The sequence below is a fragment of the Aureliella helgolandensis genome, from assembly GCF_007752135.1.
Classification (GTDB): Bacteria; Planctomycetota; Planctomycetia; order Pirellulales; family Pirellulaceae; genus Aureliella; species Aureliella helgolandensis.
In genome coordinates, this window is record NZ_CP036298.1 from 312,933 (window position 1) to 331,951 (window position 19,019).

Genomic DNA, 19,019 nt, shown 5'->3' on the forward strand with positions numbered 1-19,019 from the left:
GAAAGGTGGATTCAAGACTGTATCGCGCCCAAGCTGGCCGGGCTAGACGACGCGGGGGCGGCTGAGCTGCGAGCAACCGAGTGGCTGGATTCTAAAATCTGTCGAGTTCTCTTGGGGGAGCCCGCGCAAGTTGAATAGCGATTAGCTAGACTGGGGAACGTTTGGTAACTAAGTGCTCAATCCCACCTTTGGAGTTTTTCAACAATGCGTCACCTATCACGCTCCCTGATGGCAGTCGCCATTCTTACTGCCTCGACTATCCTTCATGCTGACGACGGCTTCAAAGAGATTTTCAACGGCAAGGATCTCACCGGCTGGAAGGGCAATTCGGAGTTGTGGTCCGTAGAAGACGGAGCCATTACCGGTACCACCTCGGATGAAAAGAAGCTCAAGTTCAATACCTTCTTGATCTGGGAAGGCGAGGTTGCAGATTTCGTCTTGGAGCTGGACTACAAATTGGGAGCGGAGGGAAATTCAGGAATCCAGTATCGAAGCAAGGTCCTCAACGAGGAGGATTTCATCGTAGGCGGCTATCAGGCCGATATTGATGCATCGCTGACTTACGCGGGCATCAACTATGAAGAGAAGGGACGCGGTATTTTAACGCTTCGCGGTGTTCGCACGACCCTTGCGAAGGATGGCACCAAAACCGAAGAAAGTATCGGCGATGCCAAAGAGCTGGGAAAGAAGATCCACGGAGAAGACTGGAATCACTACCGCGTGGAAGCCAAGGGCAACAAGCTCAGCCACTACATCAATGACCAGCTGATGTCGGAAGTGATCGACAACCAGACCGAAAAGTCCTCTGCCAAAGGTGTGTTGGCCCTCCAAATTCACCAAGGCCCTCCCATGAAGATTCAATTCAAAAACATGCGGCTAAAAGTTCTCAAGTAAGGTTCGCGTGGAAAAGGTCAGCATGGAAAAGTTGGGGGCTACTGCACGTTGCTGCCGGGACAAACATCCCGCTAGGCATCCCGCCGAGCCCCGTACTCGCCGCCCGCTTCTTTTGATTGGTTTCTTCGAACCAAAGCCGAGACCATCGCAACTCCCCCCACTCGCCCACCAAGCGGGGTGGAGGGAGCAGGCGGAGGTAGGTGCAGCTGTTTTTCTCAGCTGCCTCTCAACGTCAGCTTGGGGCCGCGCGGCTTGCCAGTCGTAGTGAACTCTGGCAGAGTGAATCAGCCGTGGTGCGCTCTGTAGCACTTTGCTGCATTCCCCAGGGGATGTTGAGTAACTGCAAACGCATCGTACGATTCACGCGAAAGCTTTAGTTCTCCTTTTTCGCGCAGTTCGCGGGCAGTACTCCCAAGCTCATCTGCACGGTGCAATTGGAAACCATCCATCGACCGCAGAGAGTCCAGCTGCGGACATTGTCACTTGGGAGGTGGGAAGCATTCCTTGACCCGACTCAGACTCGGCGGATGGCATGGGCAGTTTGTTGAACGGTCGGGCAATCGCCACAATGGGCAGCGAAACGCAGCTTATTCGGCGCATTTGCCTACGAACAGCCAGTCGGTGAACGACTCGGAAACGTGCTGGTTGTAGTACTTGACGGGTAGCACATCCACTTCCACCATCGTCGACCGCATTGCATCTGCCAGCTGGTCGTTTCCCTCATAGGACCACAGAGCAAGAATTCCGCCGGGGCGCAAGTGTTTTGTCGCCAGCTTCAATCCAAGAGCCGAATATAGGCCGTGGTCGCTGGAGGATAGTTGGTCCTCGGGCGAATGGTCGACATCAATTAAGATCGCATCCCAGCGGAGCTGGCTTGGCGCACTCAGTAGCCGCTCGTACACATCCCCCTGCACGACGGTTAGACGAGAGTCGTCTTTGAGCCGTTCCGATAGAGGAATCAGATCGGCGTTCATCCAGTCGATGACCTGAGGCAAGAACTCCACCACTTCAACTTTGGTAACGCGGTCCGAATCGAGTGCAGCAGCGGCGGTGTAGCCCAGTCCAAGGCCGCCAACAAGTATGTGAAGTTCCTTTCCAGGGACGCGCTCGATCGCGAGTTTAGCCAACGCCTCTTCGGAATCCGTATGTAGACTGCTCATTAAAAATTCGTGATTGAGCGTGACTTCCGTCACCCAACGTTGAGGTTCTCGAAGTGTCAGACGCCGGCGCAGGCAGAGGATTCCCAGTTGGGTGTCCTCGTAGGCAAGCACTTCGAATTTTATGGACATTCGGTCATTTCGTGTTAGAGGTGCGAGCGAGGGCTGTTGGCGCCAGTGTGCCCAATCAACGAGATTCCAAGCCCCCACCCGAATCGCGTCGCTGATATCGAGCGTGTCGCTGCGCCGCAATTGAGCCGCCAGGCTTCGTTTGCAGGCGCGCCGGCGAGATTGCCTTTTCAGGCGGTTCAACTTTCCGATAAATGCGGTTGTCACATCGTGGGGAGGATGCTGCCTGAAATGCTCCATGCCATGGCCACTGCGACTCCACCAGCTTGAGCAGCTCTGTCACGATGCTATCTCCTCGCTTGACGCATCGGAAAATTGACGTGTGGAACAGACGGACTCCAAGAATTCTGTAATTGCGCCACGATGAGTGATTGCAAGCGAGTGCATCGCGCGAGTCACGGCAATGTACAGCATATGCCGATCAATCGCTTGGTGATAATTGGTTTTCGTGCAGAACGGCACCAGTACCTTATCGAACTCGAGTCCCTTGGCGAGGTAAGCTGTGGTGATGACAACGCCACTGGCAAAAACTCTGCTCTTTGAGTTCAGCAATGAGACTGTGGTCGTGGACCGAAGGTGTTCGTAGAGTTCATCGGCTTCCCCCTGGGTTCGGCAAATGATTGCCATCGACTGATATTCGCCTCCGCAGAAATCTTTTACTTGCCCCGCGATGAAATCGAGTTCCTCCGATTTCTTGCGAAACGAATTGAACGTGGGCTCCTCCCCGTGCCGCGCAATTGGTTCCAGGTCGGGGTTGTTCAGAATTGCTTGGGCAACTTGCGTGATTTGAGAAGTCGATCGGTAGCTCTTGCGCATGTAAACGCAGAGCGATTCGGGCAGGATATCTCGTATGGCTTCTGCATGAGAGGAGCTGAGTGGATTGACTGATTGATTGCGATCGCCGAGCACCGTTTTTTTGCAGGGGTAGAGTTGGGAAAGGACTCGATATTGTAGGGGACTGTAGTCCTGCATCTCGTCCACCACCAAGTGCTTGACCGCTGCATTGGGAGTGGTGTTCGACAGTTGCAATTTCATGTAGATCAGTGGATAGACGTCGGCATACTCCAACGAGCCCTTGGGACCGATCTTGAACAAATCTGCTTTGCCACTCCATTCGTAGAAGCCCTTGTAGAGTTTCTTCAGATCGGTCTCGCCCATCATGGCCTTGAGCTGTGCTCGCAGTTCGGCCCGCTGTTTGTTTTCGATGACCTTCTGGTGGTTCAACTTGATCTGCTCCACAATGGCCGCAGTTACTCCGTTGAGTTGTTCGTTGAAAGGTTGGTTCTGTCTTCGCTGAAAGTGCCTTCGGACATCTTCGGCCGAGACGGAATAAACGCTCACTTTGACACCTTTTGAGCTGACGTTCGACTTTCGCAGACTGTCGACGTAGCGGTCGAAGTCGGCCAGGAAATCGGTGCTGGCCTTGTAGCGTACACGTTCCGCAAAGGCTGTATCCTTGCCTCGCAACAATACTTGGATTTGCTCGCCGAACGATTGGAAGTTGAATTTCGACTCCAGCAGCACGTCCGCTAAAACTTCCATCGTGGTTTCGCTGATCATCTCTTCGCCAAGCTCTGGCAACACCTGCGAGATATAATGCGCGAATACATTATTGGGTGAGATGATTAAAATGTCTTGCGAGCTAATCGTGTCTTTGTATTTGTAGAGCAGGTACGCAATGCGGTGCATGGCGATCGAAGTTTTTCCCGACCCTGCTGCGCCTTGGATGATCATCGTATGCGCATCATCGTTTCGGATGATCGCGTTCTGATCACGTTGAATCGTTGCGACAATCGTCTTCAGCTTGGTGTCCGACGCTCGGCTTAACTCTTCTTGCAACACATTGTCGAGAATGTTGAGCGACGATTCGAGCATGAAGCGGAATTGCTGTTTTTCGATACGATACTGGCGTTTGAGATTGATTTGCGCCTCGATTTGACCATCTGGAGCATCGTAGTACCCGTCCCCGAGTTCGAAGTCGTAGAATAAGCTGGAAATCGGTGCTCGCCAGTCATGGATGAACTGCCGATCCGCATCCTCGCTGAAGGAGTGAACTCCGATGTAGAGCGGCTTGCCACTAGGGTGTTCAACGGATTGAATGTCAATTCTGCCGAAATACGGAGATTCAATCAGTCGCTCAAGTCGCTTTTGCTGTTCGACCGAAAATTCGCCGACGCGCGACGCCATGTTCGCAGCCTGACGCAGATTCGCCTTATCGACATGGTCTAGATCACGTATCTGGTCTTGCAGCTGTTGTTTGATTTGGATCATTTCAGCATGACGGGCAGCCACGTCAGCCCGCAGGTTCCTATAGGTTTCCTTGAGCCGAGCTGTAATGGACTGATGAAGTTGGCGCTCTTCCGCTTCGGTGCGATATTGTATTTCAAGGTTCATGGGGTGAGAGTTTCAATCGAACGGAATACGGTGCTGGTTTGGAAGTGGATCGTTATTGGCAAATCTAGCTAGCAATTCCCGGAACTGAGCTTGAGCCCCTGCGGCCTAGGACTGCAATAGAGTCTCTAACTCCAACCTTGCGTCACCAAGCTCCTTCTCAACTTTCTCGATCTCATCAGGTTCATCGGCTTGTGATTTGACGCACGCCAAGACCTTTTGCAGCTTCTGAATGCGTTGCCTTAAGATGCCAACTCTCTTTTGTGTCTTCTTATCCATGGAGAGGACCTCGACTCGATATACCCATACAACTGGAACTGCAAGAAATTCGCTAGCAACTTAGGGACGCAGTGCGGCTGGCGAGATGGTGTCCGTACGCTCAGAGAAAACGCTGGAAAAGCTAACCAGCGAGTGGAATAAGAGCGTCGAGAGAGTATTGGCTAGGGTGGACACATGCTTGAAAATGTAACCCAATCTGGGTGGTTCTGCAAGATACAGCATGCGCCAGTCAGGCTTGTCCCCGCCAAGCCGCCACGGTGAAGTCCCGCAAAACGCATTTGCTGAGAGAGGGCAACTGCGTGGGAAGCGATACGGGATTCGGAGGTGAGCGGAGATGGAATCCATTCGTTCCCATCTACGTTGACCGCTAAGATCGATAATCCGATGCCGCCAGCGAAGATGCGGCCGCGTCGTTAGGCGTGACGCGGACCAATGGCGACAACCAGCACTTGCAATCGATCTGCTGGCTCAGATTCGTCGACAGGTCTATCCCCATGCATCGACGGCAGGCAATCGGAATGCTCCTGCCGAGTACTATGCTGCATCGGGATGGCATTGCTTCCAATGTCGGATGGCTGGCTTGATTTCACGCATGGCAATCCAGTGACCATGCGTCTTGCTTGTACTCGATAAAAGTGTGTCTGGATTTACATGGCCTTTTTCAATGCGTTGTAGCAACTCATTTTCGTTAATCGGCCCCACTCTCTTATGCTTGTAAAAGAATCCACTCTGCAAAAAATACCAATCGGCTGACATGTCTATTTCTCCCTGGCTAGTGCAGGCACTGTTTCAGTTGGGCGGGAGTACTGCCATGTACAAGTTAAACGTACTTGCAATCTAAGACGTGCGGGACGTCCTTCGTTGTTGCGCAAGGCCGATCCGGCCGCGACTGTAGCGTGGCCCGGCCGCGCGTCGGATCTGACCTTTACTTATTGCTGTACCAACCAGTGTTGCATTATTGGGGGGAGGAAAGCAAGAAGTAAATTTCAGAAATCGCAGAGGCGGTGTACATGGGTTCATTGGTCGCAGCCGCTACGGGCGCGGTCAGCGTGCTTAGGTAATACAACCACGTTGGCCGCCGTTCCGGTCGCAGGTTGGCGTAGATATGTCCAAATTATTAGGACTCGGATTCGATTACACGTTTCGTGGTCCAGGCCCCCCGCACGTAGCGGGTGGCAAATACGGCTCCCATGGAGCTGACCCAACCAGCAATGACGTACCACCAGAGCATCAAGCTTGCACCGTAAGCAGCTTGGATGGTCAGTCCGACAACCACCGCAGCCGATGAGACGCAGATGGTGGCGAGGAGGACAAACCAAGTATCTCCAGCACCTTTGATGGCGCCCACGAAGACGACTTGCCAGCCGTCGAGGACGCAGTAGACGGCAATAATTGCTAGCAGTGGTTTGAGCAGCGGCAGCATCTGCTCAAAGCGTTCTGGGGGAGTGCCCCAGGCATAGAAGGAGATCATGAAGTCCGGGGCCAGGCCGAGTAGGGCTGCGAAGCTGACCGAGTAAATGGTCGTGACTCCCAAGGCGCAGGTAACCGTGCGGCGGGCTAGATCGACGCGTCCAGATGTTAGGTGTTGCCCGACAAGGACACCGACTCCAATGCCCAGGCCAATCATCGGCACGAAGACCAGGATGTTCAGCCCCAGCGCCAGGGTGGTAGCGGCCATGTGGAGTTCGCCGAGTCGTCCGACTTGCAGCATGATGACCGAGAAGCAGGCTGCTTCGGCCAGCATCTGCAGGCCGGCGGGGCCGCCGTAGACAATGAGTCGTCGAAACAGATCCCATTCCCAGGGGGAACGTCGGCCGAGGTGGCACGTGTTGCCTTGGTTCTTGTCCCGAGCGATGCTCCAGCTCGCCAAGGGGATTTTCAGCCAAAAGGAAAAGGTGGTTGCAATTGCAGCACCCACAATTCCCAATTCTGGGATCGGTCCCCAGCCGAAGATAAGGACGAAATCGAGTATGAGGTTGATGATGGATGCGATGCCGTCGATGGCGAGCACCGTTTTCGTCCTTCCTTGTCCCGTGAGGAGCCCGCTTTGCACGCTATAGAACAGAACGCCGATTCCGCCGATCAGAAGTAGACGCAGGTACGTCGACTCGAGTTTCACCAGTTCTGGGGAGTGCCCCGCCCATCGAAAGATTTGATCGGAGAGTGCCATCGCCAGTAGTAGCAGCGGGACGATCGCCCAAGCGATGGCTTGGGCGTGTTGGTAGACGGCACCGATGCGCAGGAATTGCTTGGCCCCGCGATATTGCGATACAAAGGTGCTGAGATAACCGAGCAGCCCCATGGGGAGACAGATGAATGTCCAGTAGAGAGTGCCGGCTCCCATTGCGGCCGAGGCGGCTGCCTCCGATTGCCAGTACAGCAAGGTGCGGTCAGTGAAGAGGGTCACTGACACAAAGCCAGCAGATAGCATCAACGGCAACGCTAGCGAAATGATGGGCCCCGGTCCCCATTCGGAGCTCCACCATGCAGCAAAGCGGTTGAACTGCGACACCGGTGAAACATCTGTAGTCACGTGGTTTTGAATCGCATTCTAAAGGCAAGCGGGGCTATGAGTAACGCGTTGGCGGGCGGTCCGGTATCTTTCACGTGAGACGCCTCCCTACGGCATTCTGTGCGGGACACCGCGGAAACCGTGGGCCCGGCCATTGCAATCTGGACAGTGCAACGACAAGCGGTCCAGTATGCTAGTCCGAAACGCCCCGTTTCGACAGACCCGGGCTAGAGAATCCGCGCTGGCGGACGTCTAATTTCGCCTACAATGGGCCCTCGCAGTTCTCTGCGAAACGATTACCGTAATGTAGCTTCCCTTCGAAACGGCAAAGCACCGTTGTCTCCCCATTCGCCCTTAGAAATTGCCGTGTCATGTCATCCACTACCAGTTCATCGAGTCCTCCGAATGTCGTGTTGTGTTACCCCGTTGAAGCTCGTCATTTAGCGTTGTTTGCCTCGGAGCTTCCGCATGCCAACGTGATCGATGCTGGCCAGGAGGGCATTGGTTCGGCCATCTTTGACGCGGATGTTTTTGTGGGGCATGCAAAGGTCCCCGTGGACTGGGATGCAGTGGTAGCGCAGGGGAGGTTGAAGTTGATCCAAAGCTCCGCTGCGGGACTCGATCATTGCTTGGTGCCCTCGGTGATCGAGTCGGACATTCCAGTGTGTAGCGCCTCGGGGTTGTTTGCCAATCAAGTCGGTGAGCAGACGCTCGCCTTGTTGCTGGGGTTGCTGCGAGGGATGCCAACCTTCTTTCGGCAGACTTTAGCCAAAGAGTTTATTCGCCGCCCCACCGAGGATCTGCATGGCAAGCGAGTTGGCATCGTTGGGATGGGAGGGAATGGTCGCCGGTTGGCGCAGTTGCTGGCACCGTTCCAGGTTACGATTCGAGCAACCGATTACTACCCGGTCCGCCAGCCGCAAGAGGTGTCGGAATTGTGGGAGGCCGAACGGCTGGAGGAGTTGGCTTCCGTCAGTGACATTCTGATCCTCGCGTTGCCGCTGAACCGCAGCACGCGCCAGTTGATCTCTGCCCGTATTTTTGCGGCCATGCCCAAAGGGAGCTATTTGGTGAATGTGGCGCGGGGGCAGGTGGTGGACGAGTCGGCCCTGATCGACGCTCTGGTGTCTGGCCACTTGGCGGCGGCCGGATTGGATGTGACTTACGAAGAACCCCTGCCGGCAAGCAGTCCGCTGTGGGAACTGCCCAATGTCATGATAACGCCTCATGTGGGGGCTCAGTCAGCTCGCCGCGTCGACGACTCGACACGCTTTGCAGTCGACAATCTACAACGCTTTTTCACGAACCAACCGCTTTTGAATCGGGTTGATAAGACTCTCGGCTTCCCGCATCCCGATGTTATGGTGGTCAATAACCCTCAATGAGGTGCTAAGATATCCACGGGGACTGGATTTTGAGATTTGTGTTTTTTTTTGCAATGCGCTGCTATGCTGCTGTACTAAGATGAATTGTCGATCTAAGTTGATAGCCGCCGCGTTCCAGCAATGCGGCGCCTACTACGTGCGGTTGACTCCACGGAAGGCGCGGGTAACCACAAGGCGGTACAAATGATGCAGACGACGAGAATGATGGACGAGGGGAAAACCGAAGCTTTTATCGACAGCCCGCAACCGCAGGTTGCTTCGTCACTGCATCAACGCTACCAAGCACTGATGCATTCTCAGCGGGTGCATTGGACGACGTACCACAAATTCAAACGCGAGTTGGGGAGCGGTGGGCAAGGTGTCGTCTATCTCAGCGAGCGCAATGGTGCCGATGGTTTTAACCAGCCGGTAGCCATTAAAGTCTTTTCTCCCGAGAGGTTCCCCAGTCCGTCGGCCTACCGGGCGGCCATGGAGCGCATCGCCCGTGTTGCCTCCCGCATCGCCATGATCCAACACGACAATCTGCTCGATGTTCAAGATTTCGTGGATCGCAATCAAATTCGATTGATGGTCATGGAGTGGATCGATGGCTACGATATGCGGCAATTGATGAGTCTGGAGAGGCTAGAGCGCGTGCGAGCTCACGCGAGCCGAGATAGCTGGGAGTATATCAACAGCGTTATAGCTACCTTTGGGCCGGAGCAGTGTCGCTTCAAGGCGGGGGTGGCCGTGGCCGTCGTGCGAGATTGTTTGGCGGCCCTAGACGCTTTGCATCGTGAACGGATCGTGCATAGCGATATCAAACCAGCCAACATCATGCTCAAACGCACTGGGCACGCTAAGTTGATTGACATGGGGTCTGCCTTTGAATTGGATGATCCTCCGTCCAACCGCACCTGCACGCCAATCTATGCTGCGCCCGAAGTGCTCGAGGGTGCCAGTTGCACCACCCGCAGTGATCTTGCGAGCTTGGGGTATGTGCTGGTGGAAATGTTGGCCGGGCAGCCTTGCTTCTCCGCGGATATGAATTTGCAGGAGTTGCTGGAAGCAAAGCGGTTGTTGCCGCAGCGGTTGAGTGAGATCTTGCCGGAAGAGGTCGTGTGCAATGATCACTTGATGAACCTCTGCGAGCGGTTCATCGCTGCTGACCCAGCGCGTCGCTTCCCTAGTGCCGAGGCGGCTGAACTCTTGCAGGAGGGGGCGGCACAGTTCCACCGCCAGCTAGTGTTCGGGGATCTAGCCAGTGAATACGGTCACGATCTGAGAACTTGGCTGGAAGTCGTGCGGCGCGTCGATGAGGCGCCATCGGTCGACCTCGACTCCAGTAGTTTTGAGTGATCTAGGGGATGCACCGGTAGGTCTGGAGGTCTGCTAGCTTGGTAAAGAGCGGCCTCCTGCCGCATAAGCTAGCAATCTTTGCTAGCTGTTTCTTTGACCGCCCTGGAAAGTTCTAGCTCTGTGTGGCTGTGCAGGATTTTCGGGCGTTGTCGAGCTCTTCGGAAGTCTTTGTCCGCAAGTTGAAAAAGGCCATCCCTGACCCAAGAGCCATCCTTGCCACGCCGAAGCGGGTGCGTCTATTTTAAACAATGGTTCTATAGAATGCGGTTGGTGGTGTCGCTCCACTGACTGGACAAGCAACTTGAACGATTGGAACCTTGCCACTTGCGCCTTTGCAATCGGGGTCGTGGTGGGGTTCGCTCCCAACATTTTTTTGTCGGGGACCTGTTCCGGCTGATGATAAGGAATTCTGCGGTGAGGTCGAATTGTTACTAGTGTTGTTAGACGAGAGGATCGGCGTTCGATGAATTCTGCAGGGTGAGACACTGTCGGATCACCAGCAATCGTTCCATCGACTTCAGGGATTGTGTTGCTCTTGAACGCAGTTGTCAAGCAGATGGTCAAAAAAAGAGTGATCTGCAGCACGAGTTTCATGTACCTCGAAAGGAGGTTTGCGGTTAAGATACTCCTCTTACCTGAGATGTTTTCGGTTGTACATCCAGATCGTGCGAGAGTGAATTGCAGATTGTATTTCAGTCAAAAAAATCTGGAGATCTGGAGATTTGAGTTTGCCCTTAAGCCACCTACAAGAGTTGCGTCTAGATCAAGTTCTAACCGATGATGTTTGCCGACGCCTGGGAATCTTTGCGGTACCGACGGACTTTCGATTAACTGTGGTCATTCCAGTCTACAACGAAGTCAATACGGTATTGGATGTGATCGAGCGGGTGCGGCGCACGAAGTTGCCACTTGAAATTATCGTGATTGACGATGGCAGTCAGGATGGCACCCGTGAGAAGCTGGCTGGGCTGCCCGCTGCGGACGATTTAAGAATCATTCTTCACGAGCGGAATCGTGGTAAGGGTGCGGCGCTGAGAACTGGATTCGAGCACGCTACGGGAACGGCCGTGGTCGTTCAAGACGCAGATCTTGAATATGATCCCGATGATTTTCGCTTTCTCATCCAGCCGATTGTTGAGGATGTGGCGGACGTCGTTTATGGAACTCGCTATGGGCATCATGATCGCCCTGTGCCTCCACTGTGGCATGTGTTTGTAAATCGATGGATCACGAGACTCTGCAATGTAAGAACGGGCCTCTACCTGAGTGATGTCGAAACTTGCTATAAAGTGATCCGACGTGAACTGATTCAGGATCTTGCCCCCAATTTGCAAGAGAATCGATTTGGAATCGAGATTGAGTTAACGGTTAAATTAGCTCGCAAGAAGGTGCGGTTCTATGAGCGTCCGATCCGCTACGATCGACGAGGCTTCGATGAAGGTAAAAAAATTGGCTGGAGAGACGGCGTGCGCGCCCTCTACTGCATGCTCCGCTACTGAGCGCACGAATCGTCACTCGACAAAATCTATGAGGTGTACCTAACAGACGTGGACAATCGGAATTCAGATGCCATCAGCACCGACCATCTTTACACGCCTGCCATGTTGGCCGAGTTGCTGCACGTCTCGGTTCGAATTATTCGACGGTGGCAACGCAGTGGCTTGCTGACTCCAACCACCAAGATCATGGAGTTGCCCTACTTCGATTACGCGGAGTTGACGACGGCCAAGGCGCTAGCGCGGTGGATGCAGCAAGGGGTATCGGTCCAATCGATTGAGCAGCAGTTGGCCGCGTTTCGCACGCGGCTTGGCGCGGTTTCCGTTCCGGTTCGAGAGTTGATTCAGCAGCTGCCGATTTCGGTCGATGGTAAATCCTTAGTATTGCGGCATGGAGAATCGCACATTGAATCCTCCGGCCAATTCCGACTTGAATTCGAGGTGGAGACGGAGCCGGATTCCGAGCAGGAGAGCCCGGCCACGATTCAGTTTCGCGAACCCTCCAGTGCGGCGGCTCCGGGGAGGTTGGGGGTTGCAGGTCGGCCAGCCAAGGGCGCACCTGCAGTCGCAGAGGAGGCTATGATTGAGCAAGCCATTCTGGCGGAAGATGACGGGGATTTAGAGACGGCCGTCGACTGGTATCGATCCGCGCTCGCCGCCTATGGCCCCAAGGCCGATACCTGTTTCCAGGTCGCCGAACTGCTTTATCGGCAAGGGGATTTATGCGGGGCGCGAGAACGCTATTTCACGGCGCTCGAATTGAATCCGGATTTGGTGGAAGCACGCGCCAATCTCGGTTGCGTGCTGGCGGAGTGTGGGCAGGCTGATTTGGCGGTAGCCGCATTCGAAGGAGCGCTGGAGCAGTACGCGGATTATGCGGATGTCCACTTCCACCTCGCCCGCGCATTGGACGACTCCGGTCACGCGATTCAAGCAGCCGAGCATTGGATGCGATTCCTAGAGCTTGCGCCCGACAGCCCTTGGGCCGATGAGGCGAAGCAGCGAATTCAGGCCACCGCTCCGATGCTCGATATGTAGGTCGTCGCAACAGATAGGCCGTCGCAACTTGCGATCCCGGCATGCCGGCGGCTGCTAGGCTAACCCCACGCGTTTCAAGACCGTGTCGAGCGTGGGACGCAATGCGGCGCCGCTATTGCGCAGGCCTTGCATCTCCTTCGGCCAGAGCTCAAGCTCGATCCGATTGACGACGCCGTCGCGACCGACCACTGTGGGGACCGACAGAGCTACATCGCGAATGCCGTAAGCGCCCGTTTGGATCGAACTCACCGGCAATACCTTGTGGCTATCGAGCAAAATGGCCTCAATCACATCGCGAATGGCGATTCCCACGGCAAAGCCAGCCCCACCCTTCTTGCCAATGACCTCGGCTCCAGAGCCCTTGGTGCGGGTGAAGAGTTGGTTGGCAATGTTCGTATTCCAGCCAGGGTATTTTTCCAGTGGCAAGCCACCCACCGTTGCGCTCGACCAGACCGGGACCATGCTGTCGCCATGCTCGCCGAGGATCAGGGCCCGCGTCTGGGTCGGAGGAGCGTTCAGATGTTCGGAAATCAAACTGCAAAAGCGAATCGTGTCGAGTTGCGTACCCAGGCCGAGGACTTGCGATTCGGGCAATCCCAGTGATTTGGCAGCCAGGTAGGTCAGAATGTCGACCGGGTTGCTCACCACGAGCACCTTGGCCGTGGGCTTTAGCCCCGCAGCTTTTACTTGCTGCAAGATTTGGTTGAACAAGTCGGTGTTGCGATTGATGAGATCCAGCCGTGATTCATCCGGTTTGCGACGCAAGCCAGCTGTGATGCAAACCACATCACTGCTCGGGATGTGTTCGTACGATCCGGACGTAATGATTTGATCTGCCACGCTGGGAGCGCCATGCATAATATCGAGCGCCTGGCCGGCAGCAAGATCTGCATTGACATCCAACATTGCGATCTCACGCGCAACGCCACCGCACTGCAATGCGAATCCGGCGCACGAACCGACCAGACCACCACCACCAATAATACTAACTTTCATGTCATTCTTTCTATCGTTGACTTGGTCGCTGACTTGCTAATTCCGCACTGGCCAATTACTTGCCGAGTTGTTTCATCACTTGATCGGTAATCAATTTGATCAACTGCTCTTCATTGATCCCCGAGGCGGAAGCCGGTGGTGCGGCGGGTTGCATGGCAGGCATGGCAGGAGGAGCTTCGAAGGCGCGGCGTTCGACTCCGGAAGCTTCCCAGGTATTGCGAAAGACGTCATTGGCACAAATGTCGCAATTTTGGTACTCTTCGGTATTTCGCGGGTCGCTGAATCCCCACTTGTCCTTCAGTTCAAGCAGCTCCTTGCTCTTGGTTTGATCCAGGTACTGGACTCCACCGAGTTGTTTGGACAGCATCAGGATACGGCAGTAGGCATCCAGGATTTCAGTCCACCAATAGGCTCGTTCAACATCCTCACCGAAGCTAACCGTGCCGTGATTGGCAAGGATCATGACGTTGCATTTGTGAATGAACGGAATGATCGTATCGGCAAAGGCTTGTCCACCTGGGGTTTCGTACTTCGTGATGGGGACATCCCCTAAGAAAACCTCCACTTCAGGCAGCACGCACTGAGGAATGGGTTCGCGGGCAACGGCGAAGGCGGTTGCGTGAGGTGGGTGGCAGTGCACGACCGACTTGATGTCGTCGCGTTGCTTGTAAATCTCCAAGTGCAATAACGCTTCGCTACTGCGTTTCTTGTTGCCGGCAATTTGCTTGCCCGTCATGTCGATTGTCGAAATGTCTTCGGGCTTTAGAAATCCTTTGGAGTGCATTGTGGGCGTGCAAAGAACTTCATTTTCGCTAATGCGGACGGTGATATTGCCATCGTTGGCAGCCGCGAAGCCTTTGGCATAAATGCGACGACCAATCTCACACATGTCTTGCTTAATTTTGTGTGCGTTAACCATGAACTACCTCTCGCAAATGTAAATGTGTCGTTGAATTTTTGGTGGTGTTCTACTGAAATTTAATCTGTTGTACGGTCTGGGGATCGATATTGACGGTGTCTAGAATAGCGGAGCAATAGGCGTCGACCGCTTTCAGCTCTGGGCGGAACGGTTGGGCCGCTTCGCCTCCGTCACTGACGGCAATCTTAGCGCCCAATCCGGCTCCTAGTGCATCCCACACGATCAGTAAGTCGGGGTTTTCTGCGGCTGGGGTTCCTAGCAATTCTGCATCTGCCGACTCGGCCGCGACCAGCCGTGCACCGGTAAAGGTTGGGTGAAAGCGACTGAGGGTCACACTGCCCAGGACTTTGTAAATCTTCACTGCAGGGTACTCCTGTTCCAGGCTCGAAGCGCATTGCCGATGGCCGCGGTTGTCCAATCCCTTTGGTTGAGGATCAAGACGCTAGGCTCCGCTTCTGTGACGGCTTGTTGGATATCGGCTAGCCCAGAAATCTGGACGGCACGTAGCTCTTGATGCTGGCTGCGTAGGCAGGCCACTTGCGCCGCAAAGGGCTGGTCGGTGCACCATAATGCTCGATGTGCTGGGTGGTGGATATGAAGTTCGATTTGCGAAAGATCGGCCTTCGTTGCTTGAGTTGATCTGCAAAAATCGCCGCCGGCCTGTGCAACTTGACTGGCTAGGTGCTGTTCCATTTCAGCTGGAGCTAGGACGAGCAACTGCGATGGGGGACCGGACTGTGGGGTGGAAGCTGGCTTCGATCGCAAAAGCTGTACGTTCCGTTGACGCAATTCGTCCTGAACCGCAGGGGTTACTACCGCTTGCGGAGGAACTTGAACGGTTTGAATGCCATCCAACCGCCCCCGCAGTGACTCCAGTGTCACCAGCGAGTGGGCGAGCTCCAACGTTGAGCTGGACACTGTTGAGGGGGCGTTGGGCAATGGATCTTGCGCCGCTCCAGCACTCATCGAACGCACTCGCTCAATCACGGTGCGCACGATAATGTCAATTTGTGCTGCGGTTAATTCCATGGCGGCTTCAATTGTCCACGAGGCCTAGAACGGCCCAACGGATCGGGGAATTTTCGACTCCGAACATTTCACGAATGGCCCCACCGTCACTGGTGAGCATGACTCGATCGCCTATACCGGCCCCGAATCGATCTACGGCCAGGGTCAGCGCGCCGTCGGCCGAGACTCCATCGGCGAGCAGCGGTTGGGCCACTAGCAGCTTGTGAGTCTCCAGCGTCCGGTGCTTGACGGTAGATTGGGTCGTTCCGACGATCATTGCGACTTGCATGTTGCGATTTTCCTAGCGGGTGCCGGGATCTCCTAGGATCCACAGGTCGTCGATCAGGCTGCAGCGTCGCTCGCGGGTGAAGGTCATGGGACTGGTCACGCCCTCACCTGTTGGACCGGCGATCGAGAAGGAGATGTATCCCTCGCCACCGAGGCCCAGTGAGGCCATGCAAGGACCGTTTTTCACAAATAGGGTCGTATCCATGGCACGCGCCATCTTGGTCATGTTGTGGACATCGCGCGAGTGAATAATGCTGGTGTGGCGGTAGCCGTGTTCGTAATGCTGGGCCAGTTCGATGCCGTGGTCGATATCGCGGCAGCGGACGAAGGGGAGGAAGGGCATCATCTGCTCAATCGACACAAATGGATGCTCCTCTCGAGTCTCGCCGTACAGCAATTCAGTGCTGGGAGCGACCGTCACACCGGCAGCGGCCGCCAGCTTGACGGCGTCTTGCCCAAGCAGAGCTTTGGTGGGTGCTAGGTGTCGGTCTTCCCCTACCTCTTGGAAGGCCGCCGAGGTGAGCTGGGCAATCTGAGCTTGGTTCAGTGGAACGGCTCCAGCACGCTGCATGGCAGCCATCATGGCATCGAAAACCGACTCGACGACAAACACTTCCTTCTCGGCAATGCACAGCAGGTTGTTGTCGAAGGATGCACCTTGGATAATGCACCGCGCGGCGCGATCCAGGTCAGCCGTTTCATCCACGACTACGGGAGGATTTCCAGGGCCGGCCACGATGGCACGCTTGCCGCTATTGAGGGCGGCACGGGCGACCGCTGGTCCACCGGTTACGCAAATTAACGCTACATCGCGGTTGCCGAAGATCGCGGCGGCCGATTCAAGTGTCGGTTCGCGGATCACGCAAATGAGGTTATCGATACCGATATCGTCGTAGATGGCTTGATTGAATCGTCGCACACCCTCGGCGGCTACCTTGCGGCCACTGGGGTGCGGATTGACCACCAGGGTGTTGCCACCAGCAATCATGCTGACGGCATTACCGGTAATCGTGGGCAGCGAGTGAGTTACCGGAGTGATGCATCCGATTACTCCAAACGGCGCATGTTCGATAACAGCCAATCCGCGGTCGCCGCTGAAGGCTTGGGTCGTCAAGAACTCGGTTCCAGGAGCTAGTTTACCGAGGCTTTCAAGTTTGGCGATTTTGTGGTCCAAACGCCCGACTTTAGTTTCGTTCATTTCCATCGTGCCGAGCTCGACGCGCTGGTCGATCGAAATGCGGCGAATATGGTCAATCGCTTTTTTGCGGTCTTCCATGGGGCGTGAACGAAGTTGTTCGAAGGCATAGCGAGCGGCGGCAACGGCCTTATCCGCGCAATCAAATTGTCCGAAGCGTCCAGCTTCCGCTCCATGGCTGTGGCCTGGTTGGCTACCTTGTCCACGAACTTCTTGCAGGACTTGGGACACGACGCTTCGTATGAGATCTTCGTTGATTTGCATGTTCTTAACTATCTTGTGTTTGGACTCTTGGGTGGATGGCATCCGTGGCGAGTTCAATTGGATTTGCGATTGTAGACGTCTTGTTTTTCAATATTGACCGAGTCCACAATCCCAATGACGACACAGTCGATTGGTAGTTTCTGAGTTTCGGGCGTAAAGCGAGCGCTGCTGCCTTGGACGATCAAGACGAAGTCGTTGACGCCAGCGCCCAGGGTGTCGACCGCTACAAAAGTACGCCCCGTAGTGACCAGTTGATCGCGCTTGTTGGATTCGAGCCGATAGGGTTCGACAACCAGCAGTTTTTGACCGCGCATTGAATCGACCTTGGTGGTCGAAATGATCGATCCGGTTACTTTGGCAACAAACATACTTCGGTACCTTGAAAATGCTCTCCCGCCGTACGGCGGTGGGTAGGACTGGGAGAGCAAGGCTTTCATTTTGTGCGCTGGGAAACTAAGCCAGAGCGGCGACCGTCTGGCGGGCTACAATCAACTCTTCGTTCGTCGGTAGAACCCAAATTTGAGTTCGGTTGGTACCATCGTCGATGCGCGTTTCGCTACTTCGGGTGGCAGCATTTTTCGGTTCGTCGAGGGCCAGCCCCAGTTCTTGCAAACCGGCACACACGGCGGTTCGAATACTGGCTCCGTTCTCACCGATTCCACCGGTGAAGACCAAGGCATCGCATCCGCCCAAGGCGACCAGCATGCCACCGAATTGTCTGCGGATTTCAGCCACGTAGACATCGAGAGCAAGTTGGGCATCGGCATTGCCATTCTGAGCGGCCGATTCCAGGTCACGAATGTCACCACTGATTCCGCCGGAGAGGCCGAGCAGGCCTGCTTCGCTGGACAGTGCTGCCAGTATTTCCTCTAGGTTCTTGCCGGTGTGCTGCATGAGCATTGGCAGACAGAATGGATCGAGGTCACCGACGCGATTGTTTTGAGGCAATCCCGTTTGAGGACTCATGCCCATCGTGGTGGCCACACTCTTGCCGCTTTGGATGGCGCATAGACTACTGGAGCCCCCGAGGTGGCACGAAATGACTCGCGCATCGGACCGCTTCAGGATTTCGGCGCTTCTTGTAGCGATATATCGATGACTTGCACCGTGGAATCCCCATTTGCGAATCGGCAACGCTTCGGCCCAGGCTTTAGGAAGGGCGTAGTGGTGCCGCGCGGCGGGTATCGTCTGGTGAAAATCCGTTTCGAAGGCAGCTACCAGGGCGATGTCGGGAACCGTTGAAGCCAACAATCGCATTGCCGCCAAGTAGGGCGGATTGTGCGCTGGCGCAACCGAGCTGACCTCTTCCATGGCATCCAGCACTTCGTCGTTGATGCGAAAGACGCCTTGGAAACGTCCTCCATGCACCGCTTTGAATCCGATCGCAGCGATCTCTTCTGGCCCCGTCAGGCAACCGTTGTCTGGGTCCGTGAGCTGCTGAATGCAAGCGCGGACTGCGACTCCGTGATGGGGGACTTCCAGCTCCATCTTTCCTTGGAACTCTCCAATTTCTACCGAACAAGGGCTGCTCGGTGAACCGATGCGTTCTACACCACCCCGCGCGAGTTGCTGCGCGGGCTGCCCAGACAATTCTGGAGTCATGTCGAACAAGCGGTATTTGAAGCTTGTAGAGCCTAAGTTGGCGACGAGAACCTTCATCCCTGCTCCTGCTTGGGGGTGTTGTAATGCGTCAACGGGGACCGCATGCTTAGCTAGGCCAAGCTGGCTGG

Annotated in this window: 18 protein-coding genes; 5 read left to right on the forward strand and 13 right to left on the reverse strand. The window is 55.1% G+C overall.

Features of this window, described 5'->3' with window-relative positions; all coding sequences use genetic code 11:
- Window positions 1–204: 204 nt before the first annotated feature.
- Window positions 205–894 (forward strand): 3-keto-disaccharide hydrolase, encoded by a 690-nt coding sequence (locus tag Q31a_RS01170; RefSeq protein WP_145072771.1) that lies wholly within the window; start codon window positions 205–207, stop codon window positions 892–894.
- A 587-nt stretch (window positions 895–1,481) separates the two neighbouring features.
- On the opposite strand, the gene Q31a_RS01175 is transcribed toward Q31a_RS01170, so the two are convergent.
- The 5 genes from Q31a_RS01175 to Q31a_RS01190 form a co-directional block, all read right to left on the reverse strand.
- Complete coding sequence (locus tag Q31a_RS01175) at window positions 1,482–2,183, reverse strand: spermidine synthase (protein ID WP_145072774.1); 702 nt, start codon at window positions 2,181–2,183, stop codon at window positions 1,482–1,484.
- 276 nt (window positions 2,184–2,459) lie between these two features.
- Complete coding sequence (locus Q31a_RS01180; RefSeq protein ID WP_145072777.1) at window positions 2,460–4,574, reverse strand: HelD family protein; 2,115 nt, start codon at window positions 4,572–4,574, stop codon at window positions 2,460–2,462.
- A 105-nt stretch (window positions 4,575–4,679) separates the two neighbouring features.
- Window positions 4,680–4,850 carry a hypothetical protein gene (locus tag Q31a_RS29860; protein WP_197356001.1) on the reverse strand — a complete coding sequence of 57 codons (171 nt, stop codon included), beginning with the start codon at window positions 4,848–4,850 and terminating at the stop codon, window positions 4,680–4,682.
- Between the two features lie 534 nt (window positions 4,851–5,384).
- Window positions 5,385–5,606 carry a DUF4339 domain-containing protein gene (locus Q31a_RS01185; RefSeq protein ID WP_231691018.1) on the reverse strand — a complete coding sequence of 74 codons (222 nt, stop codon included), beginning with the start codon at window positions 5,604–5,606 and terminating at the stop codon, window positions 5,385–5,387.
- A 361-nt stretch (window positions 5,607–5,967) separates the two neighbouring features.
- Window positions 5,968–7,383, reverse strand: a complete 1,416-nt coding sequence (locus Q31a_RS01190) for an MATE family efflux transporter (protein ID WP_145072780.1) — start codon at window positions 7,381–7,383, stop codon at window positions 5,968–5,970.
- 350 nt (window positions 7,384–7,733) lie between these two features.
- Here Q31a_RS01190 and Q31a_RS01195 point away from each other — a divergent pair, with 350 nt between their 5' ends.
- The 4 genes from Q31a_RS01195 (at window position 7,734) to Q31a_RS01210 (ending at window position 12,619) form a co-directional block, all read left to right on the forward strand.
- Complete coding sequence (locus Q31a_RS01195; protein WP_145072783.1) at window positions 7,734–8,747, forward strand: D-2-hydroxyacid dehydrogenase; 1,014 nt, start codon at window positions 7,734–7,736, stop codon at window positions 8,745–8,747.
- 183 nt (window positions 8,748–8,930) lie between these two features.
- On the forward strand, window positions 8,931–10,085 hold the full coding sequence (locus tag Q31a_RS01200) for a serine/threonine-protein kinase (RefSeq protein WP_145072786.1): 1,155 nt from the start codon (window positions 8,931–8,933) through the stop codon (window positions 10,083–10,085).
- A 728-nt stretch (window positions 10,086–10,813) separates the two neighbouring features.
- Window positions 10,814–11,584, forward strand: coding sequence for a glycosyltransferase family 2 protein (locus Q31a_RS01205; RefSeq protein ID WP_231691019.1), 771 nt, complete (start codon window positions 10,814–10,816; stop codon window positions 11,582–11,584).
- 33 nt (window positions 11,585–11,617) lie between these two features.
- Window positions 11,618–12,619 (forward strand): MerR family transcriptional regulator, encoded by a 1,002-nt coding sequence (locus Q31a_RS01210; RefSeq protein ID WP_145072788.1) that lies wholly within the window; start codon window positions 11,618–11,620, stop codon window positions 12,617–12,619.
- A 54-nt stretch (window positions 12,620–12,673) separates the two neighbouring features.
- Here the strand turns inward: Q31a_RS01210 and Q31a_RS01215 are convergent, their stop codons facing one another.
- The 8 genes from Q31a_RS01215 to Q31a_RS01250 all read right to left on the reverse strand — a co-directional run bounded on the left by Q31a_RS01215 (window position 12,674) and on the right by Q31a_RS01250 (window position 18,948).
- A complete protein-coding gene (locus tag Q31a_RS01215) occupies window positions 12,674–13,615 on the reverse strand; it encodes a lactate/malate dehydrogenase family protein (RefSeq protein ID WP_145072791.1) in 942 nt (313 codons plus the stop codon).
- Between the two features lie 55 nt (window positions 13,616–13,670).
- Window positions 13,671–14,534, reverse strand: a complete 864-nt coding sequence (locus Q31a_RS01220; RefSeq protein WP_145072794.1) for a class II aldolase/adducin family protein — start codon at window positions 14,532–14,534, stop codon at window positions 13,671–13,673.
- Between the two features lie 49 nt (window positions 14,535–14,583).
- Window positions 14,584–14,895, reverse strand: a complete 312-nt coding sequence (locus Q31a_RS01225; protein ID WP_145072797.1) for a EutN/CcmL family microcompartment protein — start codon at window positions 14,893–14,895, stop codon at window positions 14,584–14,586.
- Complete coding sequence (locus Q31a_RS01230; protein ID WP_145072800.1) at window positions 14,892–15,563, reverse strand: hypothetical protein; 672 nt, start codon at window positions 15,561–15,563, stop codon at window positions 14,892–14,894. The genes Q31a_RS01225 and Q31a_RS01230 overlap by 4 nt, the downstream gene beginning before the upstream one ends.
- A gap of 7 nt (window positions 15,564–15,570) precedes the next feature.
- Window positions 15,571–15,831: a EutN/CcmL family microcompartment protein gene (locus Q31a_RS01235; protein ID WP_145072803.1), complete on the reverse strand. Its 261-nt coding sequence runs from the start codon at window positions 15,829–15,831 to the stop codon at window positions 15,571–15,573.
- 12 nt (window positions 15,832–15,843) lie between these two features.
- On the reverse strand, window positions 15,844–17,289 hold the full coding sequence (locus Q31a_RS01240) for an aldehyde dehydrogenase family protein (protein ID WP_145072806.1): 1,446 nt from the start codon (window positions 17,287–17,289) through the stop codon (window positions 15,844–15,846).
- A 53-nt stretch (window positions 17,290–17,342) separates the two neighbouring features.
- The gene (locus Q31a_RS01245) at window positions 17,343–17,657 is read right to left on the reverse strand and encodes a EutN/CcmL family microcompartment protein (RefSeq protein ID WP_145072809.1); all 315 of its coding nucleotides are present in this window, start codon (window positions 17,655–17,657) and stop codon (window positions 17,343–17,345) included.
- A gap of 85 nt (window positions 17,658–17,742) precedes the next feature.
- Complete coding sequence (locus Q31a_RS01250) at window positions 17,743–18,948, reverse strand: acetate/propionate family kinase (protein WP_145072812.1); 1,206 nt, start codon at window positions 18,946–18,948, stop codon at window positions 17,743–17,745.
- Window positions 18,949–19,019: the final 71 nt, after the last annotated feature.